Raw genomic sequence first — 19,061 nt, 5'->3', positions numbered from 1 at the left:
AAGTGTTTGAAAATTTTAGCGAAATCAAGCATAGGTATTATTCGTGAAAATAGAAGAATTTAATCAAGCATCATCAGAAGAGCTTACAACCTTGCTCAAGCATTGTGTGCACATTCAACGTTGGTCAGATGAAATTTTGTCACAACGTCCATTTGTCAACACTCAAGCATTAATGGATTTTGCAAAAGCACAAGCCTCAACTTGGACATGGTTAGAAATTGCAAATGCATTAGTGACACACCCACGGATCGGTGAAAAAAAGGCTCAGGCAGTGCTGAGTGAAAAAGAGCAAGCATTTTCTCATCAAGAGCAATCAGCAATAAAACAGAGCACTGAAACACAACATGCTTTATTGCAAGGCAATATTGCTTATGAAAAGAAATTTGGTCATATTTTTTTAATTCGTGCTATGGGCTTAGATCAGACTGAAATTCTACAAGCACTGAAATATCGTTTATTAAATGATCCTGAAACAGAACAGCGTATTGTTAAACAACAACTTGGTGAAATTGCAATGTTAAGACTCAATCAAGAACTGAGTGAAAATGAAAGCTTAAATGATTGATTGCATTAAAATAATGTTTAGAAAGGAAATAACATGATCAGTACCCATATCTTAGACACGCATCTTGGCAAACCTGCCATAAATGTTCTGATAAAAATATTAGATAGCCAAGACAATATTGTTGCAGAATCAAGGACCAATGAAGATGGGCGGGTAGCAGATTTTAATTTAAGTGGCATTAAAACAGGGGATTATAGTTTGGTTTTTTATACTGCTGAATATTTTGACCGTTTAGCCTTAGCAACGTTTTTCCCAAAAGTTGTGATTCATTTTTCAGTCCTTGATATTGCACAACATTATCATATTCCTCTATTAATTAGCCCTTTTGCTTATTCCACGTATCGTGGAAGCTAGCTTTTATAGAACTAGATTTATAGAACTCGTTTTTTTCATGATTTTAAGGCCCATTGATTTGGGCTTTTTTATGAAATTTTGACCAAGTGTAAAAAATTGGCTTTGTTTTTGCTTATTCACGCAGGTGTTTACCGCTATTTCTGATGGGGAATTTATAAAATGAAATTAACACAATTTGCTGCGCTTTCAACTTTCGTTTGCACCGCTTTTAGTACTCATGCTGCGCCTATTTGGCAAGACTTTAGCATTACTGGATTATATGGAAAAAATTATGAATTAATTGCTCGGGAAGATGATCAATCGACCATTACTTTTGAATATGCAGCCAAATTAAAATATGGGGACTTCTTTGCATTTGCGGATCGTACCAATAATGATGTTTCAGGCAATGAAACCTATTTTGAAGTTTCACCACGATTGAGCTTAGGCGCGATTTCAGGGCATAAGTTAGAAGCAGGGCCAATCAAAGACGTTCTTATTGCCACAACATGGGAAGGCGGTGAAGGGTTTAACAATTATTTGTATGGGATCGGGGTAGATTTGGCGATTCCATATTTCCAATATGCACAACTAAACTTTTATAAAGCAGACAATTACAAGAACACAAATGATGATTATCAGCTGACTTTTGTTTTTGGTGTGCCTTTCAAAATTGCATCAGAAGATTTTCTTGTTGATGGTTTTCTGGATTGGTCAACCGCTGAAGATGATCATGCCAGTGAGTTAAACTGGACCACCCAGTGGAAATGGAATGCGGGTAAACATATTTCACCAGATACGAAATTGTATTTAGGCGTTGAGTATTCTGTTTGGAATAATAAATACGGCATCTCAGGCAAAGATGAAAATAATGTCAGTGCCTTAATTAAATATCATTTTTAAAATGATCTTTATCTGATCATGTTTTTAAATGCATGATAGGATTGAGATAAGCTTAAGATAAATTTTCCAAACCAGCGTAACACAGAATAATGTTGTGCTGGTTTTTTTAACAACATAGGGTGAAGTCTTATCTCAACACTCTTCAGCACTTTTAGTGTGAATGTTTTGATCCATGCATTTTTTATTTGCTGTTATGAAATGGTGATTATAAGGTCAGGACAATATTTTCATTAAAGTGAAAAATATCACAATTGTGACCCTCACCAATCCGATCGATTACAGCAAAGTCGCTGGGTGCTTCAAGCGTCAATAACGGATGATGCCAAGTGCCTGCACGATAGTTTACAGCCTGTTGGCCATTGCTTATAAAGGCATAAATATGATCAAGATCAGGTTGATCCTGATCTAAAGCCGCTGCAACAACAACCAAGAAGGATTGACCTTGCATCGGGATAAATGCCTGTGAACCGATTGGATGGCGTTCAAGCATTTGAATTTCACAAGGCACTTGGGTTTTTTGAATATTACGGAAAATACTTAATCCGACTTCAGCATTAGCCGCTTGAGCCAAGGATAAAGCATGATAGCGTTCCGTATGCGCGCCATTGATATGGAAAAAGTCATTGCCAGCACAGGCTATGACCTCACCAAATGCTGCAAAAGCTTCAGCAGTTAATGGCTGAATTTGGATATATTTCATAAAATCACTCTGCAATTTTACCCCATAATCGGATACGGCTAATGCCACCGTCTGGAATCATATTGACACGAATATGTGAAATTTTTTCATGTTTTAAAATGTCTGCTACATAATCATGAATATGGTCCATTTGCATATCCTGAGCATTGAGTAGAAATGGCCAAAACATACTTTGCGGAATCAATTGTGGATCAGTGGCATTTTCAATATATATCGCCTGGATCGATACTTGAGCGGGGAAATTACCTTTAAAATGTGCGGTATCGATTTCAATTTTTTCAATTACACCACTTTGACCGAGTGCCAAAATACACCAGTCAAATCCAGGTGCACGGCGGCGTTTGGTTTCCCAACCATCCCCCATATTGATCCCACGATTCGGATTGATCAAATTACGAGGATGACCAAAATGGGCATCACTATAGGCAATCACGCGTCCACCATTTTCAAGTGCCAGTAAATCTAATGTACGTTGGCGATCTTGAATCTGTATTTGCACTTCACCATAGACGCGAAATCGTGCAATACCACCATCAGGAAAAATATTTAAGCGTACATGGGTAAAGACTGCTGAATTTTTAATGTCAAAAATATGATGTTGGCTGGGGCCAAGAACAGAATTATCTAGAATGGGCTGCCATAGTGTATTGCTTAAGTCCCCATTTGGTGCATAACAGGCTTCAATTGAAGCAGAAGCAGGGTAATTCCCCGTAAAAAAAGTGGTATCAATATCAAATGCTGTAATTTTTCCAGCAACACCTAATTTAACAATTGCCCAGTCATAGCCTGCATGGCGTTTACGGCGGGTTTCCCATCCATCCATCCATTTGCCGTGATCATCAAATTTATCTTCTACAAAAATGGGTGGATTAAATTGCAACATTCGTTGTGCTTCTGCAAAAAAATCATCTGAACATTCAAGTACTTTTGTACCAATTCGGGGATCTGCCAAATTGCTGTATTGTTGCAAATGTGCAGGAAGCTCAAAACTTGGTGCAAGTAAAGTTGCCATATTTATTTACCATTCATATTACGATTCATATCATTTTATTGATTGATATCAGCACTTAAAGTTCAATAAGCACTCATAAAAACAATATCTTAGCGTCCTCATCATGCATAGCCTATGCCAACTTTGCTTAAGGAATGTTGTGATTTTTATATAAATGGCACGTTTTTAGCATTTTAGTCATAAGTGTTAAAGAAACAGACAGAGGAGAAATAGATGGAGATTACTATTATCGGTGCAGGTATGGGGGGATTAACCGCAGGTATTGCACTAAAAAAATTCGGACATTCGGTCACCATCTATGAACAAACTGAACAAATTCTAGCTGTAGGTGCTGCTATTTCTTTATGGTCAAATGGTGTTAAGTGTTTAAATTATTTAGGCTTAACGGATCAAGTTGCTAAACTTGGTGGTCAAATGGATCATTTAGCCTATATCGATGGCTTAACTGGTGAGCACATGACTCAGTTTAGTTTAATGCCTTTGATTGAAGAGGTCGGGCAAAGGCCTTACCCAGTTTCCCGTGCAGATTTACAAAACATGTTGATGGATGAATTTGGCCGTGACGATATTCATCTTGGGAAAAAAATGGTTGCATTAGAACAAGTAGATCAACACATAAAAGTTCAGTTTGCAGATGGCAGTGAAGTCACCACAGCATTGTTAATTGGTGCTGATGGAACACATTCGCTGACACGTCAGTATGTATTGGGTGAGCAGGTTGAACGTCGTTATGCAGGTTATGTCAATTGGAATGGCTTAGTCGAAATTTCAGATAAGTTTGCCCAAGCAGATCAATGGACCACCTTTGTTGGAGAGGGAAAACGTGTTTCGCTTATGCCAGTGGCAGAGCAACGGTTTTACTTCTTTTTTGATGTGCCATTGCCTGTAGGTTTAGAAAACAGTAAAGCCCAATATAAAACACTCTTTAAACAATATTTTAAGGACTGGTGCCAGCCCGTTCAAAACTTAATTGAAGCGATTGATGAGCAAAAAACCAATCGAGTAGAAATTCATGATATTGAACCTTTTACCCAGTTTTATAAAGGGCGGGTGGTGATTATGGGGGATGCAGCTCACAGTACTACGCCTGATATTGGTCAAGGCGGTTGCCAAGCCATGGAAGATGCAATTTACTTAGCACGCGCTTTGCAAATCAATACATTAGGCTTAGAGGATGCCTTAAAACGTTATCAAAATAAACGTAATGAGCGTGCCAATGAGCTGGTATTACGTGCACGTAAGCGCTGTGATGTGACCCATATGAAAGATGAGGCCGTGACCGAAGCGTGGTATCAAGACTTACGTCAAGAACAAGGCCCACATATTATGCGTGGCATTATCAGCAATATTATCGGAAATCCTTTAGATTAAATGTTGCTAGGTCGATGCTGAATTTAAATTACTGAATCTAAATTCAGCATCGGAAATCTAATGCTTTTGATTCATATATGTTTAGGGAGTTATTGTTAGTCATCACTCAGCTACACGTCTTTGCTTTGTTGCTTAAGGGGCTGTTGTTCATTTCTTTAAATCAATGATTTGTATTACAACATACCTAAACCTGATTATTGATAAGGGATCAGCTTGAGCTTAAATGCTTCGATTTGTTCAATAAGATGCTTAATCATAATTTGCGATACGCGTGAAAGTTGTCGTTTGGGCGCAACACATAAAGCCAGTGTTAATGGATATAAACCCTTTTCTCGAATCGGCTTAAAAACCAGCTCGTCACGCTCTAAATATGGATATGCATCAATAAATGACAATAAACCAATGCCTAAATTCTTTTGAATTAATGACATAATCATTCGAATGTCATTACAATCTAAGTGCTGCTGTGGGCTAAATTTATGGTGCTTATACAAGGTCTGCACATAATCATGAATAATTAACGGAGCGCCAGGAATTAAGTGTTTATCGTTGACACTATCTGACAAATAAACTTTCTCATTTTTTGTTAAAGGGTGGTCTTTAGGCAAAACAAAACCGATTGGGATTTCAACAAAAGATAAAACCTCTAATTGATGATGGTCTTTCGGGTTTAATAAAATTCCAAAGTCAATTTCAGCATCTATAATCATATTTGACACAGTTTCACTGTCTTGGATATGAAAATTAAAATTAATCCAAGGGTAGTTGTCATACATATATTGAATTGAATCTAAAACGAAGCCATCACTAAGTGCAGAAATCAATCCGCAATCAATTGTTCCCCGAGAAAGTCCTTGGATTTCATCAAAACGATTACGGGTTAATTGAAATTCTTTTTGCCACTTAATCAAATCCGCATAGAGTAACTCTCCAGCAAGCGTCAGTTTTAATCCACTGGGTAAACGTTCAAACAGATCAATGCCAAACTCTTCCTCAGCGAGTGCGATTTGACGATGTACCGCTGAGACGGAAATATAGAGTTGATCTGCTGCTTTTCTTAAGCTGCCTGTCTTGGCAACGGCAATAAAATAATCTGAAAATCGTGAAAAAGTTGTATTCACAGGCATATGGGCTGTCCATTATTTATATTTCACGGACTTATTCCTAAGCAATGAAAATCAAGGAAATTTAAAACTCGCTAAAATCACAGATCACTAAGCGATTTTTATGCCAATGATGAGTTTTTTTAAAATAATTTTCAGATAGGTGTTCTATTTTTTAGAACGAGATAAGCAAAACATTCTAATAGACAGAATTAGACAAAATTCGTAATTTAAAACTCAGCCATGATTTTAGCTGAGCGTTATGCTGAAATCACAGCATAAGATCATGACATTAAATATATATTCTGTGAGTTTCGTATGAATGCAATTCCAGTTCTGAACTTATTTAGTCAGCCACAATGTAGTGGTTTTGAGCCTAAAGACTGGGAAATACTTGCTCAGCATTGGTATCCTGTCGCACGTGAGCAAGATGTCACAACAGCTCCACAACAAGTACAACTCCTCGATGTGAAAATGGCGCTTTATCAAACTGCAAGTGGTGCGATTCAGTTGGTGCGTGATATTTGTCCGCACCGTGGTGTACCACTCAGCAAAGGTTGGGTGCAAGGTGAAGAGATTGTCTGTCCCTATCACGGATTGCATTACAACACAGCAGGTCAATGTACAAAAATTCCAGCACAACCAGACCTGACAAATATTTCAGAGCGCTTTAGTCTCACCAAATTTCCTGTAGTGTTAAAATATGGTTTGGTTTGGACAAGTTTATTTAGTCGTGACGAAAGCTATGCAAACTTTCCGATATTAGACACTTGGGATGATCCTGAGCATCAGCCTGTACTGCCACCATTTGTTGACATTGCGGGTTCAAGCGGGCGGCAATTGGAAGGCTTTATTGATGTCGCACATTTTGCTTGGGTACATCAGCAGTCTTTTGCAGATGCTGAAAATCCTGTCGTACCCAAATACACCACTAAGCGTACAGACTATGGTTTACATACTGAATATGTCAGTAATGTGAGCAACTACCCGCATGGCTTACAGCATCTGGCACCAGAGGGTTTTTTATGGAAACGAATTTTTGATGTTTACCCACCATTTTCAGCAGTATTAAAGGTTGAATTTCCACGTGAGGGTGTGTTGAAAATTTTAAATGCCTGCTGTCCTGTATCACATAACAAAACCCGCTTATTTGTACCACTGACCCGTAATTTTGATACCACAGGTGACTTGCAGGCAGTTTACGATTTTAATGCGCAAATTTTTGCAGAAGATCAGGACATGGTAGAGAGTCAAAAACCAGAAGAGCTTCCATTAGATATTACAATGGAAGCTCATTTTGAAGCAGATCGTTCATCTACAACTTATCGTCGAATATTGGCAGAATGGGGGCTAAGCAAACGCTATATTGTATAAATTTTCCTTATAGTATCAGGAGCACTCAATCTTTCTTTTTGACGGATTGAGTGCTCTTTTGGATTTACAATTGAATCCATGTGGTTTTTAACTGTGTAAATTTATCAATCGCATGTAAAGATAAATCACGGCCATAACCTGACTGTTTATATCCTCCAAATGGAGTACTCACATCTAAAGCATCTACTGTATTAATAGAGACTGTCCCGACTAAAAGCTGTTTAGACAGAAGAATTGCTTTCTGAATATCTAGGGTCCAAATTGAGGCAGCTAATCCATAAATGGAGTGATTGGCAAGTTCAATTGCTTCTTCTTGGGTTTCAAAAGTTGTGATTGAAACCACAGGACCAAAAACTTCGTCATGGAAGATTTTAAAATCAGGATTGACACCCGTTAAAATGGTTGGTGCCACATAGGTGGCTGGATCTAAAGCAGCATCTAAATCAAACGGAATAATATGAGATTGCGCACCTTGAGCCTTGGCTTGATCAATAGCAGCTCTGACATTATCTGCATGTTGACGATCAATTAAACAGCCCATCGTGGTATTGGGATCTAGAGGATCTCCAATCTTAAGTGTTTTGGCTTTGGCTATAAATTTCTCTATAAATTGTTGTGAAATGCTTTTTTCTAATAAAATCCGTGAATTTGCCGAACACACTTCACCTTGATTATAAAATGCACCAAAAATCGCTTTATCGACCGCTTTATCTAAATCAGCATCAGCAAAAATAATATTAGCACTTTTCCCACCTGTTTCTGGCCAAACAGGTTTCATATTGGATTCAGCAGAATAAGCCAAAAACTTTTTTGCAGTTTCGGTCGATCCAGTAAAGACTAAACAATCGACATCTGGATGGCGTCCAAGTGCTTGACCTGTGATATGTCCTAAGCCAGTAACTACTTGTAATACACCATCTGGAATCCCAGCTTGTTTTGCGAGTTCAGCGAGTTTTAATGCAGTAAAGGGTGATTGTTCTGCGGGTTTTAATACAACACAATTTCCTGTCGCTAAGGCAGGTGCAAGTTTCCAACTTGCCAAATCAAGCGGAAAGTTCCACGGGACCACAGCAGCGACAACGCCTATGGGTTCACGACTGACCATCGCCAGTTGGTCTACACTTGTAGGGGCAATTTCATCATAAATTTTATCAATACTTTCTGCATACCATTCAAAGCAAGATGCTGCACCTGGAATATCAACATGCAGTGAATCCTGAATCGGTTTACCTACATTGAGGGTTTCAAGTAAGGCAAGCTCTTCAGCATTTTCACGAATAAGTTCAGCAAGCTTTTTGAGTATTTGCTTACGTTCACGTGGCGCTAACCGAGACCAGACACCACTGTTAAAGGTCTTTCTCGCATGTTGGACTGCTTGTTCAACGTCATTGGCATCACATGCTGACATATTGACTAAAAACTCAGCAGTGGCTGGATTTGATACTTTATAGGTCTGCGTGGTGTTGAAAAATTGTCCGGCTATAAAGGCATAACTTGGCAGTGTTATCTGCACACGATGTTCTAGCCAATCCTGTTTTAGTTTCATTCATCTTCCTTAAAATTTTAGCGATAGAGTAGGTTTAACCGTATTATTTTTCGCCAATTTTGTGAATTTGTTTTATACAAGCCTTGGGTTTAGAAAAAACAAATTAAATAGACTTCTTTCACTAGTCCTTTTTAAAACCATAAATCATCTTAAAAGCGCCCTCATCCTCGCCTTCTCCCAGCGGGAGAAGGAACTTTCACAATACCAATATGATTCACTACACATGATCATTTTTTATTTATGAAAGATCTGTAAGGTGTTGCTTATTATTTGAACTAACTTTTTAAATCAATAGCCGCATCTTAGCGCTTAATATGACTGAGCAGGCGTTCAAAAAATGCATCACATTGTTGCATCTGTGCGATTTCAATATATTCATCAGGTTTATGCGCAACTTGAATAGAACCGGGGCCACAAACTAAAACAGCAGAATTTAATTGTTGATGAAATAATCCACCCTCTGTACCAAATGAAATCTTCTGTAATGCGGTTGCTGAATCAAGGAGGTTTTGTAAAAATTTGACCGCTTGAATAGTGGTTGAGGTATTTAGTCCAGGATATTGGTTGATTTCTTGAAAACTGACAAATTTTGCATAAGGGCTTTGCTCGATATATTCAAAAATTTTCGCTTGAACTGAATCCGTATTTTGTTCTGCAACATTACGAATCTCATAATCTAAAACACATTCATTGGGAACGATATTTAAAGCTTTACCGCCTTGTATCTTCCCGACATGTACAGTGGTATAAGGCACATCGTAGCCCATATCGACAATTGGACCTTCTGCAATCTGTTTTTGTGTGGTGGTAATTGCCTCAACAACATTTTGAGCACAATAAATCGCATTGACATATAACGGGGCTAAAGCGGAGTGACCTTCTTGTCCACGACAAATTGCTTTAAATACTGCTTTGCCTTTATGGCCTGTGGCAATATTCATACTGGTAGGTTCACCAATCACACAAAGCTCTGGTTGAATAATTAATTCAGAGAGTAGGCCAAGAATTCCGCGGACACCAATACAGCCAATTTCCTCATCATAGGAAAGGCAAAGGTGCAATGGTTTAGCCAATTCTGGCATTTGTGCTGCTTTTAACATGGCCTGTATCGCGCAGGCGATAAAGCCTTTCATATCAGCTGTACCACGCCCATAAATTTTATCGTCTTTGATTACAGCGTGGAAAGGTTCGGTGCTCCACGCTTGTCCTTCAACTGGAACCACATCGGTATGTCCAGAGAGCAATATACCAGCTTGATCTTTAGGACCAATACTTGCCAATAAGTTGGCTTTGGTCTGTTCTGGATTAAAATTTAAAGTGATACTGATTCCCGCAGGTTCAAGTAAGTTTTTGACGAACATGATCAGTTCTAAATTACTTTTGTAGGACGTCGTATCAAATGCAACAAGTTTTTTAAGTAATTCAATACTCGACAGATTAGACATCTGAGGAATCCTTTTGTGTTTGGGCTTTTTTATAGGGATCGTAGAAGTGCGGCGAACTCATGCCCGAAATAAAGTGATCAGAGATAAAGCTTTTACAACGACTAATGAACGCTTCGACAACAATATTTTTGGGTACATTTTTCGGTGTCGCAATGCCGATATACATCGGGCGATGTTCATGCGCAATACGAATACGTACCAGACGTTTACCATCAAGGCTATAGGTGTTTTTCGGGCGAACATTCAAAATCGTATAGCCAATATTATTGGCAACCATTGAACGAACGACATCGATATTTTTTGAAGAACGCACAACATTGGGCGTAAGATTTTGAGCTCTAAATAATGATAAGAAATACTCATTACTATAGGGCATGTCTAAAAGAATCATCGGGTACTGTGAAAGTTCTTCTAAACTTACAATAGGCAATATTGCTAAAGGGTGCTCCTCACTGACCAATACATGGGGTGGCAATTTCGTTAAAGCTTCAAAATGAATAATATTTTCATCAATATTGAGATCGTAAGTTAAAGCAAGATCAATATCATTACGTATAAGCGCGTTTAGAAGTGCTTGTTGATCATCTTCGTAGAGGTCTAAAGAAACTTGCTTATATAAATTGGAAAATCCATTGATGATATCGGCATAGATCATCGGGGTAAAAGCAGGGAAGCAGCCTACTTTTAACGGCCCACGTATGGAACCAGAAAATTCTGCAGCAAGAGAATATAAACTTGAAGCTTGGTTTAAGATCTTCTTACATTCCAACATCACACTTTTACCAACAGTATTGAGGATTAAGCCTTTGGCATGTTGGCGAATAAATAATTGGGTTTGTAATTCGGATTCAATATGTGCGATTGCGGCAGAAATAGACGGAGAGGATACATGTATCTTCTCCGAAGCAATAATGATGCTGCCACATTCAGCCGTTGCAACAAAGTATTCCATTTGTCTTAAAGAAATTCGATTTAACACTTTGGATACACCTCCATTGTATACCCTCGAAAAATTTATTCATTTCCTGGAACACCATAGCTGCGAGCATTGATCGGGTTTAAAGCTCTTAAAACATAATCATCAATTTGCGGTTCATATATCTGCCATAGTGCGATAAGGTCGGAAATGGGTTGATCTGACCAGTCCACGCGTAAGTCAACAATCGGCCATTCCAATTTGTCAACAACCAAAAGTCCAGCAGAATGTACTGCTCCTGCTTCTCCACCAGCCTGTTTTCCAGCGTCTAATGCATAAAGTAAACGCTCAGCTAATGTGCCTTTACTTTGTTCGAAGTGTTTGAGCATAACATGAGTAACATTCTCATTTGCAAGTAAATTACCCGCACATACAGCATGTTTCCCTATATGTTGTGTATAAATCCCTAAGCTATTTTTCCCACTATAGGCAAAAGGCTCATTCACCGCATCAAGTAAAGTTAATTGGCGGTATTCAATAAAATCGGTATTTTTAGTTAATTCTGTAATCGCATTTTTAGGCGATATATTATATTTGGTCATTTCAAGTAAAATGCTGGCCAATTGAGGATCAGTTATATTTTGGCTTGCTGCAACACCAATCCCAGCTTTGGCACGTATACATCTTGATGCAACGGCTGGAGAGGATGAACTAATCGCTGCACCGAACTGTCCAGTTTCACTACATCTCGCAATAATTGAAAATGTCATATTTCCCTCATATCTTGGTTGTTTTTAGTCTGAAATAACGGCGATTGCATCAACTTCGACAAGCCATTCTGGACGCGCCAATGCGGAAACAACAATGCCTGTTGAGACAGGGTAAACGCCTTTAAGCCATTTACCGACAACGCGATAAACATCCTCACGGAAACGTGGATCAACGATATATATGGTAATTTTACAAATATCAGCCAATTCTCCCCCAGCTTCTTTGAGTAGCATGTCAATGTTGTACATCGCCTGTTCGGTCTGACCCTTGACATCACCTATCGCAACACTTTCCGATGTATCCAGATTTTGTCCAATTTGACCACGAAGAAAAACTGTTCGCCCATGTGCAACCACAGCTTGGCATAGGTCATTGTCTAAATTCTGCTCTGGATAAGTTTTCTTGGTATTAAATGTTCGAATACGGGTATGTTTCACAGCTCAATCCTCAGTTAATTATGATGTTTCTCTAGTATGCTTACTTCGTGAGCGCTCACAATTTGTGTTTTCCTTTCTAGTAATTTACTTTTTCCGTAGTAATAAAAAAAATTTAAAAAGAATTGTAATTTTTTTTATTTTTTCCATTAATTTCATGCGCTTATTATGTGGCTTCAGATTTTTTGATGCACTTGTTTTGGATATTCTATTTTCGCTTTGCTGCTCGGCTGCCTATATTTTTCTTAATTCATGTTTTGTGCAGTTTGAATTATTCATTTTTTGAACAAGAAATCTGCAGCAAACACATGTGATTGGCTGTAGTTGGTAAATGTCTATTCAGCAAAAGAGTTGTTGTTGCAAGGACGTTCCTCGATCTGACAAGGGAAAAAAGATGAGTCTAGATAAATTAGAAATAGATACCGTTGTGGTTGGTGCTGGTCAAGCTGGAGTCGCGATGAGTGAGCACCTGACAGAGCTTAAAATTCCACATGTAGTATTAGAAAAAAATCGTATTGCAGAAGCTTGGCGTACACGCCGTTGGGATTCTTTGGTAGCGAATGGACCTTGTTGGCACGATCGCTTTCCGAATATGGAATTTGATCTTGATCCAGATAGTTTTGTACATCATGACCAAGTTGCTGAATACTTTGAAAAATATGCCAAGCGCTTTAATGCACCGATTTATAGCAATGTTGAAGTTAAAAAGGTCCAAGCAAATGCGCAAGCTGCGGGTTTTATTGTTGAAACCTCAAAAGGCACTTTAACAGCACAACGTGTTGTTGTAGCGACAGGGCCTTTCCAAAAAGCCATTATTCCTTCGATTGCGCCTCAGCAAACGGATTTATACCAAATCCATTCAGATCAATATAAAAATCCACAACAAATCCCCGAGGGTGCTGTTTTAGTAGTGGGTTCTGGTTCTTCAGGTATTCAAATCGCAGATGAATTAAATCGTGCTGGTAAAAAAGTCTATTTGTCTGTGGGAGCGCATGAACGTCCACCACGTGTTTATCGTCAACGCGATAATGTTTGGTGGCTCGGAGTGTTGGGCGGATGGGATAGCGTTAAAACCGATACAGGGCCGTTGAAAGGTTTGGCTGTAAGTGGTGCACATGGTGGGCATTCCATTGATTTTAGACGTCTCGCACAACAAGGCATCACTTTACTGGGGATGACGATGCAATTTGAAGCTGAGCGCGTTTGTTTTCAGAATGATTTGCAACAGTCATTGGCCGACGGTGACAAAGCTTATTTTGAATTTTTAGATGCTGCTGATGCCTATGTTCAGCGTACAGGTATAGATTTACCTGAGGAGCCTGAAGCTCGGATTATTTTAGATGATGCTGAATGCATACAACAGCCTATTTTAGAGCTTAATTTAGCCCAAGCAGGAATCACTTCAATTATTTGGGCCTCTGGCTTTGGTTTTGATCATAGTTGGTTAGAAGTCAATGCTTTTGATGCAAATGGGCGGCCCAACCATAAGCTTGGCGTCTCAACAGAACCCGGTATTTATTTTATTGGTTTGCCTTATTTATCTGGGCGTGGTTCAAGCTTTATTTGGGGTGTTTGGCATGATGCAAAACGCGTGGCAGGCCATATTGATATTCAACGTCAGTATTTAAAATATCAAGATAAAACTCAAAGAAATTTAATCAATAAAGAAGAAAAAACTGCATGAAATAAGTTTTAAATTTCAAGGTTTAATGCCCACTCTAGGAGGGAGGAGCACATGACAGGAAAAAACAATAAGCAAGGAAGTCGTTTAATCGATCAGGCAAAACAGGTGAATGCAAAAAAGTTAACTTTGTTTAACTTGATCGCCATTGCAGTAGGTTTAGTGCTATCACAAGGTGTGATGGTGATTATTTTGCAAGGATTTGGCTTAAGCGGAATAAGTTTCTTTATTCCGCTGATTATCGGATTCTTTTTAGCTCTGAGCTATGCGACCTCTTTTGCAGAGTTGGCATTATTAATCCCTAAAAGTGGCAGTATCAGTGATTATAGTCTAGTCGCAACAGGGCATTTACCCGCAATGCTTTCGGTGTTTTGTGGTTATATTTTAGTGGCGATGTTTGCTGTTTCAGCGGAACTGATTTTAATCGATGATGTAATCAAAAAAATATTTAAACTGGATGTTCCCTATTTTGGCATTGGCTTTTTGATTTTATTTATTTCAGTGGGTTTAAATCTGCTGAAAATTGATATCTTCTCCAAAGTTCAAAATACCGTAGCTTTTGTCATGGTGGTTTTATTACTTTTGCTCGGTATATTTGCGATCAGCGGTTGGGTTTATCCGCATACACAAGTGGTTGATTATACAATTACTTTTGATACAAATACCGTGGCACTGGTTGCGTTGGCTTTTTGGGGATTTGTCGGGGTCGAGTTTGTTGTTCCGATGATCGAAGAATCCAAAAATCCCAGTAAAAATATTCCAAGATCGATGTATATCGGTTTAACCACGATTTTTATCACCATTTCTTTATATGGCGTGGGTGCACTGTATTTCTTACCCCAAGAGCACTTGGTTAATTCTTTGACCCCGCATATTGAATATGCAACGGCGGTATTTGGTCCGACAGGCTTACTCTTTATTGCGATTGGTGCTTTATTTGCCACCTTAAGTACCTTAAATGCGACTTTAGCTGCCTTGCCGCGTATGTTGCAGGGCATGGCAAGCAATAAACAAGTGTTATCAATTTTTTCCCGAGTCAATCAGAAGAATAATGTGCCTTGGGTGGGCGTTGTATTTGTTGCTGTCATCATCATGATACCAATGCTGTTATCACAGAGTGAAACTGAAGTGATAAAGGTTCTGTTAACAGCAGCATGTATCTCTTGGTTGATCGCTTATGTGATTGCACATATCAACGTGATTGTATTGCGTAAACGCTACCCACAGATGGCAAGACCTTATAAAGCACCATTTTATCCATTCCTGCAAATCATTGGCATTATCGGGATGGTACTTACGATTTTCTATGCTGTCCCTACCCCAGATTTGAGAGTCAAAATATTTACTTGGGTCGGAATCGTGATTGGTTTTACCACAATCATCAGTATTCTTTGGATCAAATTGGTGATGAAAAGACAACTTTTTCAACCAGAATCCATCGAAAGTTTGACCAAATAAAAGCAGAATTTTAACAAGGAGTTATCTTATGAAGCAGTTATCAACAACAGAAATTACAGAAGTTTGGAAAAAAGATAAAGATCACCATATTCATCCATGGACTGACTTTGCAACCTTTAAAGATGAAGGTGCCATGATTCTTGCACACGGTGAAGGGTGTTATGTTTTTGATGCTGAAGGCAATAAATATCTGGATGGTATTGGTGGTTTATGGTGCGTCAATGTGGGTTATGGGCGTCAAGAAATTGCCGATGCCATTTCAGAACAGATTATGCAAATTCCTTATTATTCTGCATTTGGTCACCATACTTCGATACCCGCTGCAAAATTATCTGCAAAACTGGCTGAATTGGCGCCTGGAAATTTGAATCATGTACTGTTTGGCTGTGGTGGCTCAGTTGCCAATGATACCGCGGTACGGGTCATTCACTTTTATTTCAATCAACTCGGTCAACCAAGCAAGAAAAAATTAATCTCGCGTAAAGATGGCTACCATGGCAGTACCTATATCAGTATGTCATTAACTGGTGTTGAGTTTGACCATATCGGTTTTGATATTGATCGTGAATTGGTCCACCAGATTTCATGCCCAAATCCATACCGTAGAGCGGAAGGTCAAAGCTTAGACGCGTTCTGCAATGAAAAGGTACAAGAGTTAGAAAATAAAATTTTGGAATTGGGTCCAGAAAATGTCGCTGCATTTTTTGCAGAACCGATCATGGGTGCTGGCGGTGTTATTGTACCTCCACCGGGCTATCATAAAAAAGCCCTTGATGTGTGTCATAAATATGGGGTTTTATACGTGTCCGATGAAGTTGTGACTGCGTTTGGGCGCTTAGGGCACTTTTTTGCTTCGGAATCCGAGTTTGATATCGTTCCAGATATTATTACTTGTGCCAAAGGCTTATCTTCAGGCTACTTACCCTTAGGTGCAACGATTATATCTGATGATATTGCAAAAGTGATTGGTAAGCCTCAGGCGGATGGTGCGTTATTTACCCATGGATTTACCTATTCAGGTCATCCTGTTTCTTGTGCAGCGGCATTAAAAAATATTGAAATTATCGAACGTGAAAATTTACTGCAACATGTCAATGATGTAGGTCAATATTTTGAAGATCAATTGCACACATTGGTTGACTTAGACATTGTCGGAGAGGTTCGTGGTAAGAAATTTATGATGTGTATTGAAAACTTAGCCAATAAGCAAACCAAGGAACTTTTCCCAAGTTCAGTCAATGTAGGTTCTCGAATTGCCGATTATTGCCAGAAAGATGGGTTAATTATTCGTCCAGTTGGTCATATGAATATCATGTCGCCACCCTTAATTTTAAATAAACAACATGTAGACTTTATCGTGACCACATTACGTAAAGCAATTCTGAGTACGACAGCGGATCTTAAACGTGAAGGTTATTTGTCTGGTTAAACTCATAGATAAATCTAAGCAAACAAGTTAAGCGATTTATGGCCCCTAAACTGAATCAAAAGTAGCGGGGCCATTTACTGAGTTGATCATTCCATCTGGATTAAATGCAGCTTAAGCTGTTGAATGATTGCTTGGATGGTATTTATTTAAAATGCTTGCTAACCGGCAAGCATTTAATTTAACACACTGAATAGTTTATCTTTTAATTGTTGCCAATTTGTCGAAATCCAACACAGCAAAGAGCCTGAAGTCACTAAGATCACACCATACCAAAACTCTGTTGGTAGATTGGTTTGTAAGATAAACATTGAAATCAAAGTTGAGATGACTGGACTAAAATAAGATAAAGTCACCAAAATCGTAATATTGCCTTTGATAATGCCAATATTCCAAGCGGCATAGCCCAAGGCCATCACCACTGAAACAATGCCTAATAATCCTATTGTTGTAAGTTCAACTTCTGGAATTGCATTTAGACTTAATCCATGTGACCACAAGTATTTAGTCCACAGCACTATACTGATCGCCACAAAGAAAAATGAAATTGGATTATGCCCATCACTATATTTTTTGGTAATGACACAATATAAGGACCACAGCGTTGCCCCAACAAATGCCAAAATATAACTGATTGGATTTTCGAGAATATTGGATAAAATATTGGACCATGTTAAAGCACCTTGCCCAGTTTGAATCAAAATAATTCCACTTAAGCTGATGGCTAAACCGACAATAACAAAGACATTAAATTTAATTTCTTTAAAGAGGATCAGCATGGCAACAGTTAAGCCCGGCCACAGGTAATTGACCAGACTAACTTCTATGGCTTGTTGGGCGGTTTGTGCCAGTGCAATGGCATAAGAAAAACATAATTCATAAATAACAAACAATAAGGTAGAAAAAATCAGATATTTTTTTGAAATCAATTTTAAATTTGGGATTTTAAAAAATATTAATAAAATACACGTGCTCAGTGTATACATCAGCAGCACAGCCAATTCAGCGCCCAAACTAAAACTAATTTTTTTCAATAAACCGACAATAGAAGACCATTGTAAAATGGCACTTAAACCAATCAGGGTTGCGAGATTTTTTGACATATTGGGCTTTAAAATCTGAGGATTCAGATTAAGGTAAGTAATGAAACAATTATAGCTTAGAATTCTGCGATTATTTTTAAAATATCACCCAGCATAAAACAAATAATATGTCAGGATAAGCTCAATAAAAAAACAGGGGATTTAAGCAAAATTTGATATTTGAGGAAAAAATTAAGTATTAAAAATGATAAAAAGCTTTGTTTTTAGTTCAATTTTTTATATAAACATATGCATAAAGATTAAAAATTAACGAGACATTCAACAGAGATAAACAAATGAGAAGATTACCCGTATATTTATTATTAGATACCTCAGGTTCGATGCATGGTGAACCGATTGAAGCCGTTAAAAATGGTGTTGAAATACTGGTTTCTTCACTCAGACAAGATCCTTATGCGCTTGAAACAGCCTATTTGTCTATTATTACCTTTGATACACAAGCAAAACAACTGATTCCATTAACTGAAATTGCGATGTTTCAACCCCCTCAATTACAGGCAACGGGGACTACACAGTTGGGCGAAGCACTGGGATTACTGGCAGATAAAATTGATCAGGAAGTGCAAAAAACCACACCTGATACCCGTGGTGACTGGAAACCCTTAGTTTTTATTATGACAGATGGTGCACCAACGGATGATTGGACTAAAGGTTTTGCAAAACTAAAACAAGCCAAGACAGGGATGATCATTGCTTGTGCTGCGGGACATAATGCAGATAGCAGTATTCTCAAACAAATTACAGAAGTTGTGGTAGAACTTGCAACTGCAGATTCAAATACCATTAAAGCCTTCTTTAAATGGGTTTCTGCAAGTATTTCTACAGGTAGCCAAAAAGTAGATGCAGGTCAAAAAGAAGTCACAGGTTTAAATGATCTTCCACCACCACCACCTGAAGTGAATGTGGTTCTATAAAAATAA

The 19,061-nt window shown here is 38.4% G+C and carries 18 protein-coding genes; 9 read left to right on the top strand and 9 right to left on the bottom strand.

Annotated elements, in window-relative coordinates; translation table 11 throughout:
* The first annotated feature begins 43 nt into the window (after positions 1 to 43).
* The 3 genes from uraD to M2R48_RS10760 all read left to right on the top strand — a co-directional run bounded on the left by uraD (position 44) and on the right by M2R48_RS10760 (position 1,801).
* A complete protein-coding gene (gene uraD / locus M2R48_RS10770; protein ID WP_262086106.1) occupies positions 44 to 565 on the top strand; it encodes a 2-oxo-4-hydroxy-4-carboxy-5-ureidoimidazoline decarboxylase in 522 nt (173 codons plus the stop codon).
* Positions 566 to 598: 33 nt separating this feature from the next.
* Entirely contained in the window at positions 599 to 919 is a 321-nt protein-coding gene (gene uraH, locus M2R48_RS10765; protein WP_262086105.1) for a hydroxyisourate hydrolase, read from the top strand.
* Between the two features lie 159 nt (positions 920 to 1,078).
* Positions 1,079 to 1,801, top strand: a complete 723-nt coding sequence (locus M2R48_RS10760) for an outer membrane protein OmpK (RefSeq protein WP_105712585.1) — start codon at positions 1,079 to 1,081, stop codon at positions 1,799 to 1,801.
* Positions 1,802 to 2,006: 205 nt separating this feature from the next.
* On the opposite strand, the gene M2R48_RS10755 is transcribed toward M2R48_RS10760, so the two are convergent.
* Positions 2,007 to 2,501 carry an ureidoglycolate lyase gene (locus tag M2R48_RS10755; protein ID WP_004720324.1) on the bottom strand — a complete coding sequence of 165 codons (495 nt, stop codon included), beginning with the start codon at positions 2,499 to 2,501 and terminating at the stop codon, positions 2,007 to 2,009.
* Positions 2,502 to 2,505: 4 nt separating this feature from the next.
* The gene (alc, locus tag M2R48_RS10750) at positions 2,506 to 3,513 is read right to left on the bottom strand and encodes an allantoicase (protein WP_262086104.1); all 1,008 of its coding nucleotides are present in this window, start codon (positions 3,511 to 3,513) and stop codon (positions 2,506 to 2,508) included.
* Positions 3,514 to 3,726: 213 nt separating this feature from the next.
* Between alc and hpxO the strand changes: the two genes are divergently transcribed.
* Positions 3,727 to 4,884 carry an FAD-dependent urate hydroxylase HpxO gene (gene hpxO, locus M2R48_RS10745; RefSeq protein ID WP_004720327.1) on the top strand — a complete coding sequence of 386 codons (1,158 nt, stop codon included), beginning with the start codon at positions 3,727 to 3,729 and terminating at the stop codon, positions 4,882 to 4,884.
* Between the two features lie 194 nt (positions 4,885 to 5,078).
* Here hpxO and M2R48_RS10740 read toward each other — a convergent pair whose 3' ends face one another.
* Positions 5,079 to 6,011, bottom strand: a complete 933-nt coding sequence (locus tag M2R48_RS10740; protein WP_262086103.1) for a LysR family transcriptional regulator — start codon at positions 6,009 to 6,011, stop codon at positions 5,079 to 5,081.
* A 294-nt stretch (positions 6,012 to 6,305) separates the two neighbouring features.
* On the opposite strand from M2R48_RS10740, the gene M2R48_RS10735 reads away from it, so the two are divergent.
* Positions 6,306 to 7,361 carry an aromatic ring-hydroxylating oxygenase subunit alpha gene (locus M2R48_RS10735; protein WP_262086102.1) on the top strand — a complete coding sequence of 352 codons (1,056 nt, stop codon included), beginning with the start codon at positions 6,306 to 6,308 and terminating at the stop codon, positions 7,359 to 7,361.
* A gap of 64 nt (positions 7,362 to 7,425) precedes the next feature.
* Here the strand turns inward: M2R48_RS10735 and M2R48_RS10730 are convergent, their stop codons facing one another.
* From M2R48_RS10730 to M2R48_RS10710, 5 genes are all read right to left on the bottom strand, one after another.
* The gene (locus tag M2R48_RS10730) at positions 7,426 to 8,907 is read right to left on the bottom strand and encodes an aldehyde dehydrogenase (protein WP_262086101.1); all 1,482 of its coding nucleotides are present in this window, start codon (positions 8,905 to 8,907) and stop codon (positions 7,426 to 7,428) included.
* A gap of 302 nt (positions 8,908 to 9,209) precedes the next feature.
* The gene (gene argE, locus M2R48_RS10725; RefSeq protein ID WP_262086100.1) at positions 9,210 to 10,352 is read right to left on the bottom strand and encodes an acetylornithine deacetylase; all 1,143 of its coding nucleotides are present in this window, start codon (positions 10,350 to 10,352) and stop codon (positions 9,210 to 9,212) included.
* On the bottom strand, positions 10,345 to 11,331 hold the full coding sequence (locus M2R48_RS10720; RefSeq protein WP_262086099.1) for a LysR family transcriptional regulator: 987 nt from the start codon (positions 11,329 to 11,331) through the stop codon (positions 10,345 to 10,347). The genes argE and M2R48_RS10720 overlap by 8 nt, the downstream gene beginning before the upstream one ends.
* A 35-nt stretch (positions 11,332 to 11,366) precedes the next feature.
* Complete coding sequence (locus tag M2R48_RS10715; RefSeq protein ID WP_262086098.1) at positions 11,367 to 12,038, bottom strand: DUF1028 domain-containing protein; 672 nt, start codon at positions 12,036 to 12,038, stop codon at positions 11,367 to 11,369.
* Between the two features lie 24 nt (positions 12,039 to 12,062).
* Positions 12,063 to 12,476: a RidA family protein gene (locus M2R48_RS10710; protein WP_262086096.1), complete on the bottom strand. Its 414-nt coding sequence runs from the start codon at positions 12,474 to 12,476 to the stop codon at positions 12,063 to 12,065.
* Between the two features lie 391 nt (positions 12,477 to 12,867).
* Here M2R48_RS10710 and M2R48_RS10705 point away from each other — a divergent pair, with 391 nt between their 5' ends.
* The 3 genes from M2R48_RS10705 to M2R48_RS10695 are packed head-to-tail and all read left to right on the top strand — an operon-like array spanning position 12,868 to position 17,041.
* Positions 12,868 to 14,157 (top strand): flavin-containing monooxygenase, encoded by a 1,290-nt coding sequence (locus M2R48_RS10705; protein ID WP_262086093.1) that lies wholly within the window; start codon positions 12,868 to 12,870, stop codon positions 14,155 to 14,157.
* A gap of 51 nt (positions 14,158 to 14,208) precedes the next feature.
* Complete coding sequence (locus tag M2R48_RS10700; RefSeq protein ID WP_262086092.1) at positions 14,209 to 15,612, top strand: APC family permease; 1,404 nt, start codon at positions 14,209 to 14,211, stop codon at positions 15,610 to 15,612.
* A gap of 28 nt (positions 15,613 to 15,640) precedes the next feature.
* Positions 15,641 to 17,041 carry an aminotransferase gene (locus tag M2R48_RS10695; RefSeq protein ID WP_262086090.1) on the top strand — a complete coding sequence of 467 codons (1,401 nt, stop codon included), beginning with the start codon at positions 15,641 to 15,643 and terminating at the stop codon, positions 17,039 to 17,041.
* 173 nt (positions 17,042 to 17,214) lie between these two features.
* Here M2R48_RS10695 and yddG read toward each other — a convergent pair whose 3' ends face one another.
* The gene (gene yddG / locus M2R48_RS10690) at positions 17,215 to 18,141 is read right to left on the bottom strand and encodes an aromatic amino acid DMT transporter YddG (protein WP_262086089.1); all 927 of its coding nucleotides are present in this window, start codon (positions 18,139 to 18,141) and stop codon (positions 17,215 to 17,217) included.
* 275 nt (positions 18,142 to 18,416) lie between these two features.
* Here yddG and M2R48_RS10685 point away from each other — a divergent pair, with 275 nt between their 5' ends.
* A complete protein-coding gene (locus tag M2R48_RS10685; RefSeq protein WP_034613146.1) occupies positions 18,417 to 19,055 on the top strand; it encodes a vWA domain-containing protein in 639 nt (212 codons plus the stop codon).
* The last annotated feature ends 6 nt before the right edge of the window (positions 19,056 to 19,061 follow it).

The sequence above is a fragment of the Acinetobacter sp. I-MWF genome (genome assembly GCF_025433935.1).
Classification (GTDB): Bacteria; Pseudomonadota; Gammaproteobacteria; order Pseudomonadales; family Moraxellaceae; genus Acinetobacter; species Acinetobacter guillouiae.
The sequence above is the reverse complement of the archived record's forward strand: the minus strand, read 5'-3'. Positions and strand labels throughout refer to the sequence as shown.